Origin of the sequence: Sphingopyxis sp. (genome assembly GCF_965279725.1) — a bacterium.
Lineage (GTDB): Bacteria > Pseudomonadota > Alphaproteobacteria > Sphingomonadales > Sphingomonadaceae > Sphingopyxis.
On record NZ_CBDIIL010000002.1, the window covers coordinates 99,389 to 122,165 of the forward strand.

22 protein-coding genes are annotated in these 22,777 nt (G+C 60.4%); 3 read left to right on the forward strand and 19 right to left on the reverse strand.

Annotated elements, in window-relative coordinates; genetic code table 11:
* Positions 1 to 81: 81 nt before the first annotated feature.
* On the forward strand, positions 82 to 426 hold the full coding sequence (rpoZ, locus tag ACQY6T_RS04860; RefSeq protein ID WP_428629073.1) for a DNA-directed RNA polymerase subunit omega: 345 nt from the start codon (positions 82 to 84) through the stop codon (positions 424 to 426).
* A gap of 52 nt (positions 427 to 478) precedes the next feature.
* On the opposite strand, the gene ACQY6T_RS04865 is transcribed toward rpoZ, so the two are convergent.
* The 12 genes from ACQY6T_RS04865 to wecB all read right to left on the reverse strand — a co-directional run bounded on the left by ACQY6T_RS04865 (position 479) and on the right by wecB (position 12,322).
* On the reverse strand, positions 479 to 1,039 hold the full coding sequence (locus ACQY6T_RS04865) for a DUF3800 domain-containing protein (protein WP_428629075.1): 561 nt from the start codon (positions 1,037 to 1,039) through the stop codon (positions 479 to 481).
* A 65-nt stretch (positions 1,040 to 1,104) separates the two neighbouring features.
* Positions 1,105 to 1,590: a hypothetical protein gene (locus tag ACQY6T_RS04870; protein ID WP_428629077.1), complete on the reverse strand. Its 486-nt coding sequence runs from the start codon at positions 1,588 to 1,590 to the stop codon at positions 1,105 to 1,107.
* Between the two features lie 33 nt (positions 1,591 to 1,623).
* A complete protein-coding gene (locus ACQY6T_RS04875) occupies positions 1,624 to 1,947 on the reverse strand; it encodes a hypothetical protein (protein WP_428629079.1) in 324 nt (107 codons plus the stop codon).
* 126 nt (positions 1,948 to 2,073) lie between these two features.
* On the reverse strand, positions 2,074 to 4,020 hold the full coding sequence (gene ftsH, locus ACQY6T_RS04880) for an ATP-dependent zinc metalloprotease FtsH (RefSeq protein WP_428629080.1): 1,947 nt from the start codon (positions 4,018 to 4,020) through the stop codon (positions 2,074 to 2,076).
* Between the two features lie 81 nt (positions 4,021 to 4,101).
* A complete protein-coding gene (gene tilS / locus ACQY6T_RS04885; RefSeq protein WP_428629083.1) occupies positions 4,102 to 5,106 on the reverse strand; it encodes a tRNA lysidine(34) synthetase TilS in 1,005 nt (334 codons plus the stop codon).
* Complete coding sequence (locus tag ACQY6T_RS04890; RefSeq protein ID WP_428630378.1) at positions 5,060 to 6,004, reverse strand: tetratricopeptide repeat protein; 945 nt, start codon at positions 6,002 to 6,004, stop codon at positions 5,060 to 5,062. The genes tilS and ACQY6T_RS04890 overlap by 47 nt, the downstream gene beginning before the upstream one ends.
* A gap of 115 nt (positions 6,005 to 6,119) precedes the next feature.
* Positions 6,120 to 6,986 carry a helix-turn-helix domain-containing protein gene (locus tag ACQY6T_RS04895; protein ID WP_428629086.1) on the reverse strand — a complete coding sequence of 289 codons (867 nt, stop codon included), beginning with the start codon at positions 6,984 to 6,986 and terminating at the stop codon, positions 6,120 to 6,122.
* Between the two features lie 143 nt (positions 6,987 to 7,129).
* Positions 7,130 to 8,431, reverse strand: coding sequence for an ATP-dependent protease ATPase subunit HslU (gene hslU, locus ACQY6T_RS04900; RefSeq protein WP_428629089.1), 1,302 nt, complete (start codon positions 8,429 to 8,431; stop codon positions 7,130 to 7,132).
* Positions 8,432 to 8,435: 4 nt separating this feature from the next.
* Positions 8,436 to 9,002, reverse strand: coding sequence for an ATP-dependent protease subunit HslV (gene hslV, locus ACQY6T_RS04905; protein ID WP_428629091.1), 567 nt, complete (start codon positions 9,000 to 9,002; stop codon positions 8,436 to 8,438).
* Positions 9,003 to 9,048: 46 nt separating this feature from the next.
* A complete protein-coding gene (locus ACQY6T_RS04910; protein WP_428629094.1) occupies positions 9,049 to 9,855 on the reverse strand; it encodes a class I mannose-6-phosphate isomerase in 807 nt (268 codons plus the stop codon).
* A gap of 45 nt (positions 9,856 to 9,900) precedes the next feature.
* Complete coding sequence (wecC, locus tag ACQY6T_RS04915; RefSeq protein ID WP_428629096.1) at positions 9,901 to 11,196, reverse strand: UDP-N-acetyl-D-mannosamine dehydrogenase; 1,296 nt, start codon at positions 11,194 to 11,196, stop codon at positions 9,901 to 9,903.
* The gene (gene wecB / locus ACQY6T_RS04920; protein WP_428629099.1) at positions 11,186 to 12,322 is read right to left on the reverse strand and encodes a non-hydrolyzing UDP-N-acetylglucosamine 2-epimerase; all 1,137 of its coding nucleotides are present in this window, start codon (positions 12,320 to 12,322) and stop codon (positions 11,186 to 11,188) included. The genes wecC and wecB overlap by 11 nt, the downstream gene beginning before the upstream one ends.
* A gap of 127 nt (positions 12,323 to 12,449) precedes the next feature.
* On the opposite strand from wecB, the gene ACQY6T_RS04925 reads away from it, so the two are divergent.
* Positions 12,450 to 13,214: a metallophosphoesterase family protein gene (locus ACQY6T_RS04925; RefSeq protein ID WP_428629102.1), complete on the forward strand. Its 765-nt coding sequence runs from the start codon at positions 12,450 to 12,452 to the stop codon at positions 13,212 to 13,214.
* A gap of 18 nt (positions 13,215 to 13,232) precedes the next feature.
* On the opposite strand, the gene ACQY6T_RS04930 is transcribed toward ACQY6T_RS04925, so the two are convergent.
* Together ACQY6T_RS04930 and gmd are read right to left on the reverse strand one after the other, a co-directional pair.
* Positions 13,233 to 14,078 (reverse strand): GDP-mannose 4,6-dehydratase, encoded by an 846-nt coding sequence (locus tag ACQY6T_RS04930; RefSeq protein WP_428629105.1) that lies wholly within the window; start codon positions 14,076 to 14,078, stop codon positions 13,233 to 13,235.
* On the reverse strand, positions 14,078 to 15,115 hold the full coding sequence (gene gmd, locus ACQY6T_RS04935; protein ID WP_428629108.1) for a GDP-mannose 4,6-dehydratase: 1,038 nt from the start codon (positions 15,113 to 15,115) through the stop codon (positions 14,078 to 14,080). Before gmd ends, ACQY6T_RS04930 begins: the two co-directional genes overlap by 1 nt.
* A 194-nt stretch (positions 15,116 to 15,309) precedes the next feature.
* Between gmd and ACQY6T_RS04940 the strand changes: the two genes are divergently transcribed.
* Positions 15,310 to 16,767 carry an exopolysaccharide biosynthesis polyprenyl glycosylphosphotransferase gene (locus ACQY6T_RS04940; protein ID WP_428629111.1) on the forward strand — a complete coding sequence of 486 codons (1,458 nt, stop codon included), beginning with the start codon at positions 15,310 to 15,312 and terminating at the stop codon, positions 16,765 to 16,767.
* A 17-nt stretch (positions 16,768 to 16,784) separates the two neighbouring features.
* On the opposite strand, the gene ACQY6T_RS04945 is transcribed toward ACQY6T_RS04940, so the two are convergent.
* From ACQY6T_RS04945 to ACQY6T_RS04965, 5 genes are all read right to left on the reverse strand, one after another.
* The gene (locus ACQY6T_RS04945; RefSeq protein ID WP_428629113.1) at positions 16,785 to 17,918 is read right to left on the reverse strand and encodes a glycosyltransferase family 4 protein; all 1,134 of its coding nucleotides are present in this window, start codon (positions 17,916 to 17,918) and stop codon (positions 16,785 to 16,787) included.
* A complete protein-coding gene (locus ACQY6T_RS04950) occupies positions 17,915 to 18,955 on the reverse strand; it encodes a glycosyltransferase family 4 protein (RefSeq protein WP_428629116.1) in 1,041 nt (346 codons plus the stop codon). Before ACQY6T_RS04950 ends, ACQY6T_RS04945 begins: the two co-directional genes overlap by 4 nt.
* On the reverse strand, positions 18,952 to 20,271 hold the full coding sequence (locus ACQY6T_RS04955) for an O-antigen ligase family protein (RefSeq protein ID WP_428629118.1): 1,320 nt from the start codon (positions 20,269 to 20,271) through the stop codon (positions 18,952 to 18,954). The genes ACQY6T_RS04950 and ACQY6T_RS04955 overlap by 4 nt, the downstream gene beginning before the upstream one ends.
* Entirely contained in the window at positions 20,264 to 21,748 is a 1,485-nt protein-coding gene (locus ACQY6T_RS04960) for a hypothetical protein (protein WP_428629120.1), read from the reverse strand. Before ACQY6T_RS04960 ends, ACQY6T_RS04955 begins: the two co-directional genes overlap by 8 nt.
* Before the next feature lie 275 nt (positions 21,749 to 22,023).
* A complete protein-coding gene (locus tag ACQY6T_RS04965; protein ID WP_428629123.1) occupies positions 22,024 to 22,746 on the reverse strand; it encodes a class I SAM-dependent methyltransferase in 723 nt (240 codons plus the stop codon).
* Positions 22,747 to 22,777 lie beyond the last annotated feature (31 nt).

A 22,777-nucleotide genomic window follows, 5' to 3' on the forward strand; every position in this document is an offset into this window, starting at 1 on the left:
GACGGGCCTTGCTGCTAGCGCGCAGCGCTTGCCGCCACGCCTCCTAAAAAGGCTGGTCTCTCCTATATCTAAGGAAATAACATGGCCCGCGTTACCGTCGAGGATTGCGTCGACAAGATTCCCAACCGCTTCGACCTGGTCCTGCTTTCCGCGCACCGTGCGCGCGAAATTTCGGGCGGCTCGGAACTGACCGTCGATCGTGACCGCGACAAGAACCCCGTCGTCGCGCTGCGCGAAATCGCCGAACAGACCGTGCGCCCGAAGGACCTGAAGGAAACGCTGACGACGTCGCTGCAGAAGGTTGTCGTCGACGATGATGATACGCCGGATGAGATCAGCTCGATCAGCCGCTCGGCCGAAGCGCTTCGCCTGACCGCTGCCGCGCCGCCGCGCAGCCCCGCGGGTGGTGGCAACGACTTCGAATAAGCATAGCGATTCTTCGAGACCAGGGGGGCCGCAGGAAACTGCGGCCCTTTCTTCATGGAAGCTGCGTCAGTTCGGCGACGCGAATGGCTTTCGACGCCAGCATCGGGTCGAGAATTCGCTGAATGCGATGCGCCCGCTGCGAGCCTATAGTGATATTGAACAAGCTGTTGGCGATCACATCAGCGATCTGGACCCCGTCGCTTCTCTTGCTGTCGGCCAGCGACGCGCGGCCCCATGCGCCAAGCCCCGCCTGTATTTCTTCGCGGACATGCGCAAGGATCTTCGGATCGTAACGGCCCTCGTCGATCACGACGTCGGTGCAGACGCCGCCCGTTTCGGGTAGCCAACGTCCAATCGCAAGATTGAGCAGCGCGGTGTAAAGGGCGAGGTCGCTGGGCAGCGTTCCGCCCGGGTTCTGTGCCAGCTTGTCGCGCTCGGCGACGGCAACCCAGGCGCGCCCGCCAGCGCGGTCGAACAGCTCGAGCAGATAGGCGCGCTCGACGACACTAATTCGGCTGCCCTTGAGTTCACCGCGGAGCCCGGTCACGCTGCGAAACCGTGCATGGATATCGGCGGCCGCCTGCGGGGTGAGCATCACCGCCGAAAAGGTCATGGCGCCCGCGTTGAGTCCACCTGATTCATCGCAATAAATCGTCATCGGCTAGCGCCGCCGTTGGATCACCGGACGCGCCCGAAAAACGCGACCGATCGGCTTTGTGCGGGTGCCACGGGGTCGGGCCATAGCCAGCGAACATGCGTGACATCGGCCGCGACGGCGGGACGCGGTGCCGCGCCAGTAATGGGGATGGTCAACGAAGCAAGCGCGCCGAACGTCTTCCCGCCATCGACGGAGACAGAGAATCCCGCTGTGTCGCTCGTTCCATCGAATATCAACGCGGCGGGAATGGGGTTGGTCAGGTTGACGCCCGCTGCCGGAGCAGCCCCATTGTTCGTGAAAATTAGCGTGAGGCGAATCCGATCGCCGGGAACAACGACCTCGGGCGAAGTATAGGTTTTTGTGGCTTCGCGCCCATCGGCCGCGGGAGTCAGTTTTTCCAGTTCCACCTTGTTCGTCAGCACGCCCGTGCCCTGCGCCGCCGCAGGCTGTGTCCCCATCGCCAGAACGGCCGCCAGCGCGATAGTTTTCCACGATTTACCGGTCATCGCCGTCTCCTTTGTCGATCGCTCCATGGCGCATCAGGCGGGGCAGGGGTAGCGTTTCTTCATCAAGCTCTCGAAGGCCGCGTTGACGCTGACGGTCCTGCGGACGGCGGCGGGGTAGGATCGCAGGTGCGCCAGCCACTGATCGGGGGTCAGCGTCCCCGAGTCAGGAGGACAACTGGTCGTTTTCCGACCCGCACGGCGATCGGCGTCGATGCGGGTCTTGTAGCGTTTGCCCGCGGCGACCACCTCGCCTTTCAATTGATTGCCCTGCGGCGTCGCCAGTGCGAGCGGGCCGAGCGGCGCGAGCGCGTCCGCTCGCGACAGAAAAGCCGCCACGCTCATGTCGCCCGGCGCCATCGCGCAAAGCAACGGAACAGCAACCAGGACAGGCAAGATGCGAGCTTGTTTCCGCACGGTCATGCCCCGCAAATTGCCCTCAGCCAATGAATAATGCCTGAATCGAAAAGCGTTAGGCCGAGCGGCCTAAGCGCCCTGGGGATTGGCGTCGCCCAGCGGACGGCGCGGTTTGCGCTTGATCTGCGGCAGCGAGCCGGCGTGGCCTGAAACCGGTGTGCCGCGCTTGTCAGCATCGTCCTCGCGGCCAATATCCTCACCCTTGATCGCTCGCTTCGACTCGTCACCCGAAAGCGTTTCATATTCAAGCAGCGCACCGGCGAGCAGATGGAGCTCGTCGAGGTTGTCGGTCAGAACCTTGCGCGCGACATTCTCGCCTTCTTCGACCAGACGGCGCACTTCGGCGTCGATGAGGCGCGCGGTGTCTTCCGACATATTCTGCGCGCGCGACACGCTGTGGCCCAGGAACACTTCGTCCTGATTGTCGCGATAGCGCAGCCAGCCAAGCTTGTCCGACATGCCATATTCCATGACCATCGAGCGGGCCATTTCGGTGGCCTGCTGGATGTCGTTCGACGCGCCCGTGTTGAGCTCGTCCTTGCCATAGATCAGCTGTTCGGCGATGCGGCCGCCGAAGCAGAGCGCGAGACGCGCCTTCATCTGCTTCATGCTCATCGAATAGCGATCGCGTTCCGGCAGGTTCCACGTCACGCCCAGCGCGCGGCCGCGTGGGATGATCGTGACCTTGTGCAGCGGATCGCAGCCTTCGACGTGCAGTGAAACGAGGGCGTGCCCGGCTTCGTGATACGCCGTCGATTTCTTTTCGTCCTCGGTCATCACCATCGATCGGCGTTCGGCGCCCATCATGACCTTGTCCTTGGCCTCTTCGAACTCGTCATTGGCGATCAGGCGCTTGCCTTTGCGCGCTGCGAGCAAGGCCGCTTCGTTGCAAAGATTAGCCAGATCGGCGCCCGAGAAGCCCGGCGTTCCGCGCGCGACGCGGCGCAGGTCGACGTCGGGGGCGAGCGGCTTTTTGCGGGTGTGGACTTCCAGGATCTTCTGGCGGCCTTCGATGTCGGGGCGCGGAACGACGACCTGGCGATCGAAGCGGCCCGGACGCAGCAGGGCGGGATCGAGCACGTCGGGGCGGTTGGTTGCGGCGACGATGATGATGCCTTCGTTCGCCTCGAAGCCGTCCATTTCGACGAGAAGCTGGTTAAGTGTCTGTTCGCGCTCGTCATTGCCGTTGCCAAGCCCGGCACCACGATGGCGACCGACGGCGTCGATTTCATCGATGAACACGATGCAGGGCGCGTTGCGCTTGGCCTGTTCGAACATGTCGCGGACGCGGCTGGCGCCGACGCCGACGAACATTTCGACGAAGTCCGAACCCGAAATGGTGAAGAAGGGGACGCCCGCTTCACCCGCGATGGCGCGGGCGAGCAGGGTCTTGCCGGTGCCTGGCGAGCCGACCAGCAGCGCGCCCTTTGGAATCTGGCCGCCAAGTCGGGAAAATTTGGTCGGATCGCGCAGAAATTCAACGATTTCCTCGAGTTCTTCGCGGGCTTCGTCGATACCCGCGACGTCGTCGAAGGTCACCTTGCCCTGCTTTTCGGTCAGCATCTTGGCGCGCGATTTGCCAAAACCCATCGCTCCCGAGCCATTGTTCTTCTGCACCTGGCGGAACACGAAGAAAGCGATGCCGAGGATCAGCAGAAACGGCAGCGACTGGATGAGCATATACATCCAGAAATTGGGCGCTTCGTTAGCCTTGCCGTCATATTTGACGTTGTTGTCGTTGAGCATTTTGAGCAGTTCGGGATCGCGCACGACATTGGCGGTGAAACGGTCGCCGTTCGAAAGCGTCCCGGTCACCTTGTCTTCGGACAGGACGACATCCTTGACGGCACCTTCCTCGATCTTTTGACGGAATTCCGAATAGGCAAGCGTACCGCCCGCAGGCTGCGCCGTTCCGCCGAACATTGAGGCGACGAGGAGCATGGCGAGCAAAATGCCGCTCCAGATCATCACGCTCTTCATCCAGGGATTGCCCTGCGGTTCCTTGTCGTCCTGCATGCGGAATCTTTCCTAATCGGCGCGGCAGCGCGCTCCTATCTCCACAAGATAGGATAATCGCGTTAAATGACAATGAGCCAATCAGGCCTTTTTGGGCAGTTTCCGGCGCGGTGCAGCAGAAATGCGCCAAATCGTCCCTTCAAAGCCGCGGACGGCGTCGATCAGCAGCGCACCGACCATCGCGCGTTTCCCCTGATGCATCGCGGCGATAACGCCGTCGAGTGATGCACCGCGCACCGCGAGCTGCGGCGCATTGGCGCGCAGCCGTTGCGCGACGATGCGGCGAAATACCTCCGGAGGATAGGTTTCGTTGCGGATAACGGCGATATCCGAGGCGTCCGGCCAGGACGCGATCAAGCGCTCGACGGCCCAATCGATCGCTTCGTCGGCCTCGGCGAGCCAGCCGGCCGAACGCGCCGCAGCCGCAGGATCGAGCACGGTTTGCGATTTGAGCGCCAGCCGAAGACGGGCCCGATCAAAGCGATTATTGCTGTTCGACGGATCCTCGACAAATGGCAGGTCGTTTTCGAGCGCAAGGTGAACCAGATCGCTGCGCCGCCATTGTAACAGTGGTCGGATCACGACGCCATTGCGGGCGCGGATTGCAGCGAGGCCGCTGACGCCGCTGCTGCGATTGAGCCGCATGACGATCGTTTCAAGCTGATCGTCGGCATGATGCGCGGTGACAATATGGTCGAGAGCGTTGGCACCACGCCACTGATCGAGCAGATGATATCGCTCCGCGCGCGCTGCGGCCTGTAATGACCCCGTGATCGGTACGGCAGGTCGCAACGTCGAATGAGGGATATGTTCGCGATTGCAGAAGCTGGCCACCATGCGCGCTTCTTCATCGGATCCTTTGCGAAGGCCATGATCGACCGTCGCCGCCCAGACCTGTCCGGGCAGCAGCGTTGCCATCAACCAGAGCAGCGCCATGCTGTCGGGACCGCCCGACACCGCCACGCCGTAATGGAAGCGGTGCCAGTCGGATCCAGCGAGCGCGCGAAGGTCGCCCGCCAGCCGGTCGGCGCTGTCGCGGTCAGCAACCTGCTTTTGTTTTTGCGGCGGCTGCATCGGTACGAACATCCTGCGGCGCTTTATCACCATAGACTTCATCGAGCTCGCGGAACGCTTTGCAGGCGTCGGCCTTGCGGCCCAGCTTGTCGAGCGCGACACCCATGTACATCAGGCTGTGTGGCGCGCGGGCGCTGCTGGGGCGATCCTTGTAATTGTTATAAAAAGCCACCGCGGCAAGGCTGGGCTTGCCCTCGTCCAAATACGCCCGGCCAAGCAGGTTTTGGGCAAAGCTGGCCTGACTGCTGCTCGGCCATTTGGTCACCACCTGTTTCAGCTGGACCTGCGCTTCGGGATAGAGCTTCGCTTCCCACAGGCGGTAGCCGTAATCATAAGCGTCTTTGGTTTCATTGCCCGTCGCCGGAATCTCGACTTTCTTGACCAGCGCGAGCCGTGCTGCGTCGGGCGCCGTTCCGGCGGGCTTCGCGGCGGGCGTCGCCGGTTTTTTCGTCGGTGCAGCGGCGACTGTCGATGCCGTAGCGGGCGGTCTGACTGCCGGGGCCGCGATAACGCTGGCGGGGGTTGCGATAGCCGCAGGATCGGCAAAACGCTTGTCCATTTCGGTTTTATACGCGGTGAACTGTTTCTCCAGCTCGCGGAGATGGAAGGCGTTCTGTTCCGTCTGCCCGGTCAGCGTCTGAAGCTGGTTTTCGAGCGCATCGACGCGCGCGGTCAGGTCGATGACCGGCGCGTTGCTGCGGGCGCGTTCGCCCGGCGTATTGTCCGGTGCGATCTCGCCTTCAAAAAAAGTCGGACTGCCGCCTGGAAAAACCGAACGCTGGACCGCCCGCATTTCCTTTTCCAGACGCTCCACTCGCTTGTCGATCGCGCCGTCCTGCGCATAGGCAGGCATCGTCGCCATCAGCGCGACGGAAGCCGCTCCGAGGAAGGTAATCTGACGCATCTTCATTTGCCGTTCGGCCCCCACCCAATTAACCATCTCACCGTACATAACGCGGCAACGCGCGCCAGCGCAAACCCAATTCGGTACGCTGCCGCTCGCGTCGGCCCGAAAGATTGCCGATTCAGCCCTTTGGCTGCGCCCGCGCGCCGGGCACCGCGGCGCTGGGTGCGCCATTTCCTTCAGCGCGTCCGACCAGATCGCCGGGCTTGAGCGAAACGCCCTTTACCAGCGTGTCGGCGGGGCCGATCGCCCCGACGTCGCGGCCGCCGACGGTCACCTTCAGCGCCTGCGGAATGCTCGTGCGGAGCGTGAACTGCTCGATATATTCGGGCGGCACCTGATAGGTTTCGCCCGGATCGAGGGTGCGCCAATTTTCGGTCTTGCCCGCCGCATCATCGAACCCGATCCAAACCTCTGAAATGCCCGTCAGCACCACCGGCGCGTTGGCGGCGATCGCCGATGGCGCGGCGCCGGCTTTGCTTGTCGGGGGCGCAGCGGCATCGCTTTGCGGCGCCTCGGATGCATCGGCGGCTCGATTCTGCGCGGCGATCAGCGCTTCGCCAGGTTCGACCGACAGGAAGCGCCATACGCCATAGGCCGACGCCAGGAGCAACGCGACGATCACCAGTGTCCAGGTCATCCGGGCCGTGGGCAGGCGCGCTGGATCGGTGGGTTCATAGGCTTCGTAAAGTGGCCGCGCGCCATAAGCGTCCTCTTCGAGTTCGCGGCGGAGTGCGGCGCCGACTTCGGCCTCCGGCAGGTCGACTGCACGGGCGTAGGCCCGCGCGAACCCGGTGACATAGGTCCGCCCCGGGAGTTCTGAAAAATCGGATTTTTCGATAGCAGCCAGATGCCGCTGGGTGATCCGCGTCCGGGTCGCGACATCGGCAAGCGACAATCCCGCAGCCTCCCGCGCCAGCCGAAGCCGGTCGCCGGTACGCGTAATCGCCAGCTCGCCCTGTTCCGGGGCGACTTCCTCGTCTGTCATTACTGTCTCCGCGCCGGTCGGTTGCAACCCGTTGTGACCGTGTCGCACCAATTATCGCATTGACGGACCGAAAAAGTCAAATGAAGTTCGGCGAACGAAAGGCTGAAAAGAAGCCCTATTACGTTCGTCCGAACGTTCACACTCTAGAGCACATATTTGCTGAGGTCGGTATCGCCGACGATTTCCGAAAGCTGGTTTTCGACATAAGCAGCATCGATGGCGAGCGTGGTGCCCGACATGTCTTCCGCTCCAAAGCTGACCTCTTCGACCAGCCGCTCCATGATCGTCTGGAGCCGCCGCGCGCCGATATTCTCGACCCGTTCGTTGACCTCGGCCGCCAACTTGGCGACGCGCGCAATCGCATCTTCGGTGAAGGACAGGGTGACACCTTCGGTACCGAGCAACGCCACATATTGTTCGGGCAATCCAGCCTTGGTTTCGCTGAGGATGCGGACGAAATCATCCTCGGTCAGCGCGTTCAGTTCAACGCGGATCGGCAGACGGCCCTGAAGCTCGGGCAGCAGATCGCTCGGTTTGGCAACATGGAAGGCGCCCGATGCGATGAACAGGATATGGTCGGTTTTCATCGGACCATATTTGGTCGCAACGGTCGTTCCTTCGATCAGCGGCAGTAGGTCGCGCTGAACGCCTTCGCGGCTGACCGAACCGCCGCGCACATCGCTGACCGCGATCTTGTCGATTTCGTCGAGAAAGACGATGCCATTGGCTTCGGCATCGGCGAGCGCGATACGGGCGACGTCATCCTGATCGAGCCGTTTATCCTGCTCTTCCTCGATCAGACGCGTGGCGGCTTCGATGACTTTCAGCTTGCGGCGCTTTTTGGGGGCGCCGCCCATCGCTTTGCCCAGCATGTCGGACAGGTTTATCATCCCCATCTGACCCGGTTGACCGGGCAGTTCGAATGGCATGGCCGGGGCGTCGGCCACCTCGATCTCGACCTCGCTATCGTCAAGATGCCCTTCGCGGATGCGCTGGCGAAAACTCTGGCGCGTTGCCTCGCTCGCGCCTTTGCCGGTGAGCGCATCGAGCAGCCGTTCCATCGCGGCTTCCTCGGCGGCGGCGCGCACCGCTTCGCGGCGGCGGTCCTTTTCCAGCCGCACGGCTTCTTCGACCAGATCGCGCGCGATTTGTTCGACGTCGCGGCCGACATAGCCGACCTCGGTGAACTTCGTCGCCTCGACCTTGATGAAGGGGGCATCGACCAGCTTGGCAAGCCGGCGCGATATCTCGGTTTTTCCGCAGCCGGTGGGGCCGATCATCAAGATATTTTTCGGGGTCACTTCATCGCGTAGGTCGGCGGACAGTTGCTGGCGGCGCCAGCGGTTACGCAGCGCCACGGCCACCGCCTTCTTGGCGTTGGTCTGACCGATGATATGCGTGTCCAGTGCGGCGACGATCGCCTTTGGCGTCAGGTCTTTGTTCATGTGTTTACGCCTGAATTTCAATGGTTTCTTGGGTGAACTGGTCGTTGGTATAGACGCAGATATCGGCCGCGACCTGCATCGCCTTGCGCACCAGCACTTCGGCATCCTGTTCATATTCGGCGAGCGCGGTCGCGGCGGCCAGGGCGTAATTGCCGCCCGATCCGATCGCCGCGATGCCACCCTTCGGCTCCAGCACGTCGCCGTTGCCAGTGATCACCAACGTTACATCCTTGTCGGCAACGATCATCATCGCCTCCAGATTGCGCAGATATTTGTCGGTGCGCCAGTCCTTCGCCAGTTCGACCGCGGCGCGCAGCAGCTGGCCATTGTGGCGTTCCAGCTTGGCCTCGAGCCGTTCGAACAGCGTGAATGCATCGGCGGTCGCACCGGCAAAGCCCCCGATGACGCTACCGTCGTGGAGGCGACGGACCTTGCGCGCGTTGGGCTTCATTACCGTCTGACCCATCGACACCTGGCCGTCGCCGATGACGACGACCTTGTCGGAGGTACGGGCGGAGAGGATGGTGGTTCCGTGCCAAGGCGCGGCACGGTGCGCAGATGTTTCGCTCATGGCGGGGGATATGGGAGACAGGCGGCAGGGCCGCAAGGGGAAGAGGTCAGGCGGGCCAGGTCAGAAGGGCGCGGGCGCCGTTGCCGAGTTCGATTTGCGCGGCATAAGTGAGCAGCACCGCTTCACCCAACGCGACGGTTTCGCCCGCTACCGAACAGCCTGCCGAGAGCGGTACGAAAGTGAGTTCGCCGCTCGCCCGACCGAGCAGCGCCGTATCGATGGGGCTGGCCAGTTGGGCGAGGTAGAAATGCGGTCCATCGACCAGCATGCGACTGGTTTCCGGATCGACGACGGTGTCGCGCGGGTCATGGACGGGGCCGGGGGTGGAGACCTTCAATCCTGCGTCCAGATGCAGTTCGCGCGGGCGGCCATAGTCATAGAGGCGATAGGTGCAGTCCACATTCTGCTGCACCTCGACGACGGTCAGCCCGCCGCCGATCGCATGGATCGTCCCGGCGCGGTTATAGACGAAGTCGTTCACTGCCGCCTGGCGCCAGTCGATCATGTCGACGATCGATCCGTCAAGCGCGGCATCGTACAGTTTTCCGCGGGTCGTTTCTGCGGTCAAGCCCACGCCGAGTTCAGCGCCTTCGTCGGCGTTCAATACCAGCCAGCATTCTTCCTTGCCGCGCGGGAAGCCGGCGGCTTGCGCAGCCTGATCGTCGGGGTGGACCTGAATCGAAAGGCGTTCCGACGTGAACAGGAATTTGACCATGATCGGCGCATCGTCGCCATCGGGGTTGGCGAACCAGATTTCACCGATCCGCCGGTCGCCGAAGTCACCGAAGTCACTCGGGATATCGGTGCGGCCCCAAGGCTTTTCGACGACAAGTGTTGGAAGCCGTGTCAGCATTCGCCAGTCCTGTGCTGACCTGGCTGGCGCGTCAAGTCTTGCGCGTCAGGCCGCGCGGTGCAGGCGGCTGGGTCCGCTGGCGTTCGGCTGATCCAACCAAAGCCCGCGCGTGTCATAGACGATCTTGTCGGCGCGTTCCTCGATCGGGATCGATTTGAACAGTTCGTGATCGACGAGGACGATCAGCAGGTCGCAGGCGGCCAGCGCGGTATCGAGATCGATCAGTTCGGCGCCGGTCCCTGCAAATTCCGTCGGCAGGCCGCGCGCATAGGGTTCGACGATCTCGATCCGCTTGCCGAAGCGGCGGGCTAGCGCCGCCGCGACTTCGACCGCCGGACTTTCGCGGAAATCGTCGATATTAGGTTTGAAGGCGAGACCGAGACAGGCGACGCGCGCGTCGGGATGCTGCGACACCAGCATTTCGGCGGCGCCGATGACATGTGCGGTCTTGGCCAGATTGACCTCACGCGCGGTGCGGATCAGGCGGCTGTGGTTGGGTGCACCATGGACGAGGAACCACGGGTCGACCGCGATGCAATGGCCGCCGACGCCGGGCCCGGGCTGGAGGATGTTGACGCGCGGATGCCGGTTGGCGAGGCGGATGACTTCCCACACATCGACACCCATTTCTTCGGCCATCATCGACAGCTCGTTTGCGAAGGCGATGTTGACGTCGCGGTAGCTGTTCTCGACCAACTTGACCATTTCGGCGGCGCGCGCCGAGGTGGTGACGCAGGCACCGCGCACGAACTGGCGGTAAAAGGTCATCGCCCGGCGGGCGCAACGCGGGGTGATACCGCCGATGCAGCGATCATTGTCGACCAGTTCGACGAGGATGCGGCCCGGCAGCACGCGCTCGGGGCAATAGGCGATGAAGATGTCGGCGGCACCGGTGCAGGTGCCGGGGACCTTGAGGTCAGGGCGCAGTTGGGCGATCAACTCGGCAAGTTTTTCGGTCGTCCCAACCGGCGATGTCGATTCGAGAATCACGAGATTGCCCGGTTCGAGCTGCGGTGCGATCGCGCGCGCGGCCAAGAGGACGTGGCTGATGTCGGGGCGATGCTCGTCGTCGTGCGGGGTGGGAACCGCGATGACAAAGGTGTCGGCTGCGACGACCTCGATCGATGCCCTGAGCGCGCCGCGAGAGACCACACCCTGAACAAGGCCGTCGAGATCGACTTCCTCGATATGCACTTTGCCGTTGTTGACGGTATCGACGACCGACTGGCTGACATCGACGCCGGTGACTTTGCAGCCGGAGCGCGCGATCAGCGCCGCGGTGGGCAGGCCTATATAGCCGAGTCCGAGGACCGTCACCTTCTGTTCGGTATCAATGGGCACGCGCAACAACCTCCGCAATCTGCTTTGCCGCCGTGCCGTCACCAAAGGGATTATGGGCACGCGCCATGGCGTTATAGGCGTCCTTGTCGTCCAAAAGCTTGAAAATTTCGGAAACGATGCGCGCCTTGTCGGTTCCGACAAGCTTGGCGGTGCCCGCTTCTATACCTTCGGGCCGCTCGGTCGTCTCGCGCATGACGAGCACGGGCTTGCCAAGCGCGGGCGCTTCCTCCTGGACCCCGCCGCTGTCGGTCAGCACCAGGTCGGACGTCGCGAGCAAGCGCACAAAATGCGGATAATCAAGCGGATCGATTAACGCGACATTGGCCAGGTTGCCGAGGATCGGCTCCATAGCGCTACGGACATGCGGATTCGGATGGACCGGAAATACCACCGCAACATCCGGGCGCGCCGCGATGGCAGCGATCGATTCGGCAATGGCGTTCATCCCCTCGCCGAAATTCTCGCGCCGGTGCGAGGTGACGGCAATGATCCTTTTGCCGGCGAAGCGTGCGACAAGCGGATCGAGCCCGGCTGCCAGGGAGGATTCCTCGTCGATTCGTGCCTTGGTGGCGAGCAAGGCGTCGATCACCGTGTTTCCCGTAATATGGATACGATCGGCGGGCACATTCTCGGCGAGAAGCGCATTCGCGGCGGTCTGCGTCGGCGCGAAATGAAGGTCGGCCACCGCGCCGGTGACCTTGCGGTTCACTTCCTCGGGCCATGGGTGATAGATGTCACCGCTGCGCAATCCCGCCTCGACATGGCCGACCGGGATTTTGCGGAAATAAGCGGCGAGGGTGGCTGCCATCGTGGTGAGGGTATCACCATGGACGAGGATGCGGTCGGGCTTTTCGGCGTCGAATGCCTCGCCGAGGCCAGTAACCAGGCGCGCAAGCAGCGCGTCGAGTGTCTGGTTAGTCTGCATGACGTTAAGGTCGATATCCGGTATGATGCGCGCGATATCTAATACTTGGTCAAGCATCTCCCGATGCTGTGCGGTGACGTAAACGCGGGCGTCGATCTCCGGCTGCTCGCGCAGCGCGTGAACGACGGGGAACATCTTGATGGCTTCGGGGCGCGTTCCGAAAACAGTAACGATGCGGGGAGGGCTTGCGGTAGCGTTCATGGCAATCTCTTCGATGGTTTTAGGATCATTAGCGTAAAAGCAGTTGCCGACGGCTTAATTCGGCTCGGCCGGGCGCGAACGGTTCGAACTTGACCATTGCTCCGGGGTAAGGCACCCGCGCATCGCCATGTCTCTTTTCAGTCTGTTCAAGCGCCGCCCCGTTCAAGATTCGCCAGCTTTGCCCCGCATTCCTGCTGGCGAACGGGCCTATGCGATTGGCGATATACATGGCTGCGACGACCTTTTCGCCGCCTTGCTGGCAAAGATAGCCGCAGACAATGCCTGCCGCGAACCCGCGCGCACCACGCTGGTCCTGCTGGGCGATCTGGTCGATCGCGGTCCGCATTCAGCCGCCGTGGTCGAACGGGCGATGGGCTTGGGTGCGCCTTTTGACGCGGTGCGCCTGCTGATTGGCAATCACGAGGAATGCTTTCTCGCGGCGCTGAGCGGCGATCGCAGCCGGGTTCGTTATTTCTTTCGGATCGGCGGCGACACCACCATTCGTAGCTATTGGGGTGACGATCCGGGCTATGACGCGGCCTGTTTCGATGAATTGGCCGAGGGACTTGCGGCGCGGGTTCCGCCCGAACATATCGATTTTATTCGCCGCGGAGAGGATATGATCCGCATCGGCGACTATGTTTTCGTGCATGCCGGTGTGCGTCCCGGGACGATCCTTGAACGGCAGCGCCGATCCGATTTGCGCTGGATTCGGGATGATTTCCTGAATTCCGACGGCGGATGGCCGGGGACGGTCGTCCATGGCCATACGATTACCGAAGCGGTCGATTTTGGCGCCAACCGCATCGGGATTGACACCGGTGCCTATGCGTCGGGGACATTGACCGCCGTTGGCCTTGAAGGAACGGACCAGTGGTTTCTATCGACGTAAATTGCGTCGAGAGATTGGTCATTCAGCCCGCAGCATCCAGCCTAACGTATCCTCTATCGGCCGCGGCGCCCAGCTGGGCAATGCCTGTTTTGCAAGGCTGATGTCGGCCCCCAGCGTCGGTACGTCATTCGCGCGGACAAAGGCCGGGTTGGTGCGCAGCTGTGGATGATGTCCTGTCATGCTGGTCAGGACGTCCACGATGTCCTGAATCGAATGGAGCGCGCCCGTCCCCACGTTGACGTGCGACGGCGGCGTGTCGGTCAGCGCGAGCATGCAGTAAAATTCAGCGACCGCACGCACGTCGCCGAAGTCGCGCCGGATGAACAGGTTGCCGAGTTCGATCTCCGGGGTGCGGCGGCGGAAATGATCGACGATCTTCGGCACCAGATAGCGCGCCTCTTGTCCAACCCCGGTGTAATTGAAAGGTCGGGCAATGACGATCTCAAGCGATGAAGAGAAAAGGGGAGCTGCGAGTTCCATCGCATATTTGCTGATCGCATAGTGTCCGACGGGGTTACAGATATGAGTTTCGCTCACCAGTCCCTCGGCGCCCGGCCCATAGACTTGTGCTGAACTGGCCAGAATGCAGCGGGCGCCCTTGCGATGACGCGCGACGGCTTCGAGCAGGGTCACCGTGCCCAATTGATTGACATCATAAAAGGCGCGCCAGTCGGCGCCCCCGGCAAATGCAATAGCGGCCAAGTGGATCAGGCGATCGAATTCGGTCTCGGCGACAGCCCGTTCGACAGCCTTGCTGTCGGTGAGATCGGCATCAAGGGACACATGCTCGATGCCCATGCCCTTCAGGATCGCCTCAACATAGCGACCGGTAAAGCCGTCCAGTCCGGTGACGGCGATCCGCATCAGAAGGACCAGCCCGCCTTGTTTCGCGACAGATCGGCGTCGACCATTAGTGCGCACAGTTCCTCAAGAGAGGTTTGCGGCCGCCATCCGAGCTGCTCCGCCGCTTTGCTCGCGTCTCCGATCAACAACTCCACCTCGGCGGGGCGGTAGAAATCGGGGTTGATCCGGATCCGCAATTTTCCGGTCGCGGAATCGCGTCCTTCCTCAGCTTCCGCTTCGCCCGACCAGGCGATCGTCACGCCGACCGCCTTGAACGCGAGTTCCACGAAGTGGCGGACGGTTTCGGTCCGATTGGTGGCCAGCACGAAGGTATCGGGCTGGTCATGCTGCAGCATAAGGCGCATGCCTTCGACATAATCTTTGGCAAACCCCCAGTCGCGCTTGGCATCCAAGTTGCCGAGTTCGAGCAATTCGGCCTTGCCGAGTTGGATCTTTGCAACGGTATCGGTGATCTTTCTCGTCACAAATTCGCGACCGCGAAGGGGCGATTCATGATTGAACAGGATTCCGCTTGTTCCAAAAATACCATAGCTCTCGCGATAGTTTATCGTCATCCAGTGGGCGTAAAGCTTTGCGATGCCATAGGGGCTACGCGGATAGAAGGGCGTGTTTTCGACCTGCGGAATGGCTTGCACCTTGCCGAACATTTCGGAGGTCGATGCTTGGTAAAACCGGACGGCGGGATTCACGATCCGAATCGCTTCGAGCAGCATGATCGGGCCGATGCCGGTAATTTGCCCGGTTGCGATCGGCTGTTCGAACGAGACGCCGACAAAGCTCTGAGCGGCGAGATTATAAATCTCGGTCGCCTGTGATTTGTCGAGCAGGCGAATGGCGACGCCGGGATCGGTCAGATCGAACTCGGCCAGTTTGAGATTAGGGTGGTCGGCGATGCCCAGTTCTTCGATACGCCAGAAGTTGACCGAGCTTGTCCGGCGATAAGTTCCGTAAACAGTATAACCGCGATTAAGGAGGTTTTCGGCCAGATAGGCTCCATCCTGGCCGCTGATGCCAGTTACGATGGCGGTCTTTGTCATGATTTAGTCCGAGCGATGGAAAGGGGAGCGGCGCTTCTAGTCGAGTGCCTCCGGCAGTGGCAAGGCGGGATTGTGCGTTGCGGAAATTTCGGCGAAGTGGTTCAACATTCAGTCGTTTGTCGCAGAATTTCTGTTATCGGGCGCAAAATACCCTAGTTGTCGCCATATCGTTCAGGCTGGCAACATCCCTGAGAATGAAATGGTGGACGATGGTCCAGAAAATTATTGACGTTACAACGACCGAGCAGGAGCTCAAATTACATGCGATGCCGGAGCATGTGGAAAAGTCGTTAGACCAAGAGGGCGAGCGGCCGACGTCTAACCGTGCTGCTATCCGTCGGAAGATCGCCTTCGCGCTGGTCGCGGGCGATTTTACCTCAATCGTCGCGGCTTTTGTCATCGCCGCGCTGTTCCGCACCGGTGATTACGGATTCGAGTCCGTGCGCGATTTTCTGTTCGTCTTGGTTCCGCTTTATCTTGTTTTTTCGATTTACAACAATGCCCACCACCCGGAACTGAGCGAAAATTATCTCGCGAGCATTCGCCGTGGCCTGTCTGCGCTGGCAATGGCCACCGTTGCGCTGGCGCTTATTCTATTCTTCTTCAAGGTCAGCGCCAACTATTCGCGCTTGGTGTTCGGTCTGGGCTGTTTTCTCGCCGCGGCGATGATCAGCATATCGCGGTTGATCGTTGTCAATCGCCGTCGCGCCAGTGGGATGGACAATCTCTATGCCAATCTTTCGATTTTCGACGGGGTGCGTCAGAACAAGGCTGCGGGGCTTTCCGGCGTGAATGCCAAGGCGATGGGTATCATCCCCGATCTGACCGACGCTGCGGCGATCGCCCGGCTCGGCAAGCTCGCCGAGGGCATGGATCGGATCGTCGTTCATTGCGCTCCCGATCGGCGACAGGACTGGGCGGCGGCGCTCAAAACGCTCGACGTGCCGTGCGAAATCGTCATGCCGGAACTCGATGCGATGGGCGCGTTATCGTTACGCACTGATCCGTATGGCCGCGCTTCGTTGCTGCTGAACAGCGGTCATCTCAATTGGAATCAGCGCATCGGAAAGCGCATATTCGACCTCGTGGTCAGTGTAATTCTGATTACGCTTAGCGCGCCGTTGTTCCTCATCGTCGCGATTGCGATCAAGATCGACAGCCCCGGGCCTGTGTTTTTTCGCCAGGATCGAATTGGCCTGGGTAACCGGGTGTTCAAGATTTGGAAGTTCCGCTCGATGCGGACCGAAGCATCCGATTTCTCGGGCGCCGTATCGACGGCCCGCAGCGACAATCGCGTCACCCGCGTCGGCGACTTTCTGCGCCGCACCAGCATCGACGAAATTCCGCAACTGCTGAATGTCGTCCGCGGCAGCATGAGTCTGGTCGGCCCGCGTCCGCATGCCAGCAGTTCGCGTGCCGAGGAAATGCTGTTCTGGGATATCGACGAGCGCTATTGGTACCGGCACACGGTGAAACCCGGCCTGACCGGACTGGCGCAGATCAGGGGGTTTCGCGGCAGCACGCTAGTGAAATCTGATCTTATCAACCGGCTGCGCGCGGATCTTGAATATGTGGTGAATTGGAGCTTGTTAGGCGACGTGCGTATTCTGATCAGCACGGCGTCGGTATTGGTTCACCGAAACGCATTCTAGTTCGCCTGCGGACGTCTTTATCGTGCGCCGTCGTTATAGGCAGCCCACCGGGTCTGAACGAACGCGACCAGCTCATTGCGGAACCGCTCGACGGAAAAGCGCATGGCATTCTCGCGGCAGAATTGAGCCGTCATTCGCCCTGCGTTCGCCTCGAACTGTTCGACCGCGCTGCAAATCGCCGCCGGTGTTTGCGCATCGAAAAATGTCGCGGTCGGCTGTGTCGCGTCCAGACCGCGCAATGTTTCAGTGGCGCCGCCCTTGTTAAACGCGATGACCGGGGTGCCGCAGGCCTGAGCTTCGAGCGGCGCGATGCCGAAATCCTCTTCTGCAGCAAAGACAAAGGCCTTGGCGCGCTGAAGATGATCGCGCAGTGATTCCGACGATTGCCAGCCCAGCAGCGTCACATTTGACCCTGCGGCGGCCCTGCATTTCTCCCACTCGGGCCCGGTGCCGATCACGATCAGTTCCTTGTCCGGCATCGTCGCAAAGGCTTCGATGATCAAAGGGACCTTTTTGTACGGCACCATGCGCCCCGCCGTAACGTAAAAATTGCTTTTCACGTTGCCGATGTCGAAATGATCGAGATCAACCGGCGGATAAATCACGTCGGCATCGCGCCGATACACCTTGCGGATGCGGCGACCGATGAAGTGCGAAATCGCAACGAAATGATCGACGCCGGCGGATGTACGAGCATCCCAGATGCGGATCCTGTGGAGCAGCCACCGAACTAACACGGATCGCAGCCCGCGCGACAAGCCCGCCTCCGTCAGATATTGGAACTGGAGATCCCAGGCATAGCGTATTGGCGAATAGGTATAGCTGATATGCAGCTGGTCGGGGCCGGTTAGGACGCCCTTGGCGACGGCGTGGCTGCTGGTCAGCACGACATCATAGTCCGACAGGTCGAACTGCTCGATCGCAAAGGGCATCAGCGGCAAATAGGCTCGATATTTGGTCTTTGCGAAGGGCAACTTTTGAAGGAAGGATGTTTTCGGCGTCTTGCCCTTCAGGAAAGCGCGATCCTTTTCGGGCACAGAGTCGATCAACGCGAAAAGGTCGGCATCGGGAAAACATTCGAGCATTTGTTCAAGGCAGCGCTCGGCGCCGGCATAGACCGTCAGCCAATCGTGCACGATGGCGATTTTCATGACCAAGATGCCTCTTGCATGCCCGCCCATGTGAGCCGGGCGGTCTCGTCCCAATTGAACAACGTCGCTCGTTTCAATGCAAGTTCGCACAAATTCTGATGCATCGCGGTATCGCCGATCATCCTTATAACGCCGTCAGCGATCGATTCGGGATCCAGCGGGTCGACCTGAATGGCGCTGTCACCAACAACCTCGGGTATCGCGCCGGCATTTGATGCAATCACCGGCGTCCCACATGACATGGATTCAAGCGGCGGAAGGCCAAAGCCTTCGTAGAGCGAGACATAGATCGACGCGATCGCGCCGCTGTACAGCGCTGGCAGGTCGTCATCGTCAACGCGGCCCGTCAAAATGGTCTTGCGGGGCAATTCGCCGACATCGTGATTGCCGAAGACGATCGACTTGCCGGCTCCTCCCGCAATGACGAGCGAAATATCGTCGGGAAGCTGCTGCTGAGCGATCCGCCACGCCTCGATTAGTCGCGGCAGATTCTTGCGCGGTTCGAGCGATCCCAGCCCGATGAGATAATGCGGCGTGGGTATGCCGAACTTGCGGCGAACCATATCCACCCGTGCGGCGTCGGCACGTTTGAAGCGTGGATCGGCGGCCAGCGGCGTGACGCGAATGCGATCGGCGATTTCTGGGATATGATGTAGGATACGGTCGCGCGAAAATTCGGAAATCGTCAATACCGCACGGACGCGGCGCAAAAGCTTGGGCAGCAGAAAGCCATACCATGCGGCGAAGTTTGAACTCAAGCGTTCGGGATTGTCGAGCGGCGACATGTCCATAACCGACAGAACCTGTTTTTCGGTGGCCAGAGGACCGGTATTTGCAGGGCTCCACAAGAGGCGCCCGCCGAGCTGTGAGGGCAGGCTTATCTGTTCCCACATATGTCCGCGCAGGCCCGACGACCACGCATCGCTGGGCGCGATGCCCAGCAACTGATCGCGGGGCAAGCGCGAGACGATCTCGCTTGTATATCGTTGCACCCCGGTCATCGGGTTGTTGAGATTACGTCCGTTCCAGGCGATCAATTTAAACGCGCCCTGTTTTTAGAGAGTCCAACATCAGCAATGCGCGAACCATCAATATGATAGTGCACCAGCACCAGTGCCATTCCGAAATAGCACCAAATGAAAGCGATGTTAAATGTGGGGTAGGCTAGGAAAGAAACGAGAATGGCAAATGTGGAGGCGTAGAGGATATTCCCATTGCGATGCCCGACCTTGATGGCCCGTGCCCAGCGCGTCCAGAACAGCGCGAAAGCAAGCAGCCCGAGAATGCCAAGTTCCGAGAGAATTTCGACATAGACGACCGCCGCGATATGGCGTTCGGACGTCACGGCTTCGGCGAGAGACATGTCCCAGACGTTGCGGAAATAATGAAAGCCATATTGACCTAGGCCGACGCCATAGATCGGGCTGGTCAGCCATATATTGATGCCCGTCATGGCTTCGTTGAAGCGGACGGCGCCCGATGCGCTGCCGGTGGCCTCGAATTTACCTTGTTCGGCGAAATAGACGAACAATCCGAACGCAGCGACGCACGCGGCGACAAAATAAGGGATCAAGGCGAACAAATTGCGGTTTGCGAGGAGGTAATAGGCGCCGACCAGCATGATCAGGCCGAAATAAGCCGCGGTCGATTGGGTCAGGATCAGACCGACGATCGCGATCGCCGCAAAAATCGGGCGGCGCAGATGCAGCGCGAGAGCCGCGCTGACCAGAAAATATAGCCCGCCAAAATTTCCTTCCTCGAACGTGCCTGAACGGGAGACCAGTATTGGTCCCAAATTTCCCAACTGGTGCCGTTCGAGACCCGGAAGCAAGAACGCTTCGCCAAAAATAAGGTAGGAAAAAACGCAATAAACCGAATAGGATACAGAAATCGCACAGCCGATCAGCCAGCAGTTGACCAGGAACGACGACGCTGAAAGAGATGGCCTGGCGATGATGACGAAAAAGATGCCCAGGTTGAGCAACAGATAAGCCACCCGGGCCAAGCCATCAAGCGTCGCGCCACCGCGAAAATCCATCCCGAGGTGCCCGACATCGGCGTAGGAGAACGCGAAAAATGAGCCAACGGCGACCAACCAAGCGAAGATGAGTGGACGGAGCAACGGCCATTTTTGCTTGAGGTGGACAGGATGACGGGAGAGCAGGAAAGTCGGCAGCGCAGCAGCGAACAGGAGCTCGTAGATTTTAAGCGGAAAGCCGATGTCCACGGTCAGCGCTTTGGTAAACGGTAAAAATAGGAAACCCAGGCCCAATAGGAGAATATAAGCGGGCGTTCCCTTGCCGCCGGTCGCGCCGCCGCGCGACGCCAGCCTGGTTCGCGCCGCGCTATGCATGGATAACCTCGTCGTACACGAACGGAGTTCCAGACAATATGCCATTACAGATACAGTCCAGCCCACTGTCAACCCCGGCCCTCAATCCAGCGAACGACGTCCCCGAAAATTGAAACGGTGGCCACCCCGGCCCTTGGTCAAAGCACTGCACAGGAATCATGCGCCGGAAAAAGAAATGGTGGGCATATTTCAATGCGCGTTCTCTTTCAGCGTCGTCCATCCGGTTTCCGATCGGCAGTTGCGACAGAATCTCGTCGTAATTCTCAGGGCTGGTCGCGTCGCGGGTCAAGCCCTTGCCGCGGATCCATGCTTCACCGGCAACGATTACAGGGATCCCGACGGCGGCCAGTTCGACGCCCGTTTTGGTCCCGTAGATGATCGCCGAATCTGACATTTCGGCCAGGACATAGGTGCTGATGTCGCTTTCCGGCGGAACAATAAAGACATTGGCGGGCAACGCGCTGAAATGTTCCTTCAGCACCTCGACCACCGGCTGCCGGGTTGGCACAGTTCCCGTAATCTCGGCCGGATGCACCCGGATTACCAACTGGATATCGGGTCGCGTGGCAAAATAGCGGATCGTATGGAGCAGCCATTCGAGCATATCGGCAAACGCATTGGCTGGATAATGCAATTGCGCGTCCCACATGACATTGGTCAGGCAAGCGATGATCGGCTTCGACGGATCGCAGCCGATTTCGTGCAGAATCCGCTCGCGGCCGAACACGGGATCGCCGTGAAAGCGAATCCAGTCGTTACTGCCTTCCCAGCGGCTACGCAGATAGCGGCGGATATTGTCGGATCGTGCCTCAGGCCAGGGCATCGCGTCCCAGGTTTCGACCGGTTCGACCATCAACGTGTGATGATAGGTATCATGATGGCTGAAAAGGAAACAATTGCGCCGATATGCCGGGTTCCAGTTGACCACCCGCACCCCGTTGCGCCTTGCGACTTCGCCGATCAATCCCTGCGGCACATAAATGCCGTGGTGAAACACCGCGACGTCATATTGCTCGCGCTTCATCAACCGGTCCGCGGCATAGACGGTCAGCAGCGCCGCCTCGAAATAACGGCGAACGATCGTATCGGCATCGGGTTCATGGCCGATCGACGCGCTGGCGTAAAAACGCAGCGCTCCCGCCTTGGCGTGTTCGCCCACTTGCAGACCATCCAACACGAAGTCTTCAATAGCGGCGATGGACAATTCGCTGGCGAGGCGCCGCGCGGTTGCGCGTTCGTCGGCAATGATATTGTCGGAATAGCTGTGGACCGGAATACCGAGTTCGCCATAGACGCGCTTGCCAGGGACGAAGCAGTCGCCGCAAAGCGTTGGTTGTGGTCCGTTTTTCGCAAGTTCTGCCGGCACCGCAAAGAAGCGCGGCTCACACATCTGGCAGGCCGGAAGCATTGCATCGCAGAGCAGCGCATCGACGTCAGCGCCGCGCAGAGCAAGCGCGGCCGCCAATGTTGTTTCCATCTGCATCGCTGGCAGATGTGATCCGATGCTCGTGGCGATCAACACCTTGCACCTGTCGGCTGGGCCGACTTTGGCGGAAGGCTGACCTTCCGCCATGACAATTGCCGCCCACGCAGGATAGCCGTTGCCTTTGGCCAGAATTTTCCGACGCAACCGCATCAATCTGGCGTCAAGACTGGGCATGAGCCGGATCAGTTTCAGGGCGGTTTGGCGAACGCTGGTAAACGACATTACGGTCAAATTCTTCAAAATGCGTGGAGATGACAAAAGGGTGCTTAAACCTTGCTGCAATAAAGCGATCCGTCGACGAATAGCCAGCCATTAGCGAATCCCAAGATCCGCTTTAATCGAGAATTAGTATAGGGGATGAAGTCGACGCTGAATCCGTTGACCTTCAAATAATATTCATATTGTGCCTTGAGGTACATGTTTTCCGAAACTTGCGCGGACACTTCAGGGGTCTTCAGCAGGACACCGATCTGCTTATCGGCCCGCAGCGCGCTGAGGTAGGATTCGCGCTGCGCGATAAGTTTCCCGCCCGGGCGCAGAATGCGGCTGCACTCGGTTAGAAGATTCCAGATGTTGCGTGCGTGATGCAACGCCGCATCGAATAGAATCGCATCAACCGTCGCATCGTCGAACGGCAAGCGACCGTTAAAGTCGCATTCCACCGTACTGATTTTTTCACGCTCTGCCTTCAATATCTCCGCCGATCGATCGATGGCGAGTGACATGCGCTTCGAGCTAATATCGGCGGCGACGATCCGATTGGCGTTGGCAAGGCGCGAGACATTGCAGGACAAAGCACAGCTGCCAGCGCCAAGTTCGACCACGACGCCGGCGGTGCCCTGCAGATCGCGCTCGAGCCGCGCTGAATATGACGCGAAATAGGATGAAATCTCGTCAACGAACATGACGTGCTCGTCGCCGGTTGCAATGGCTTCGGCGTCGTAAAATGCTTTGTCCGGGGACACGTCTGCCAGTGCTTCTGTGGTCATCGGTGTTTCCTGAGATTTGTTGTGGGAGAGG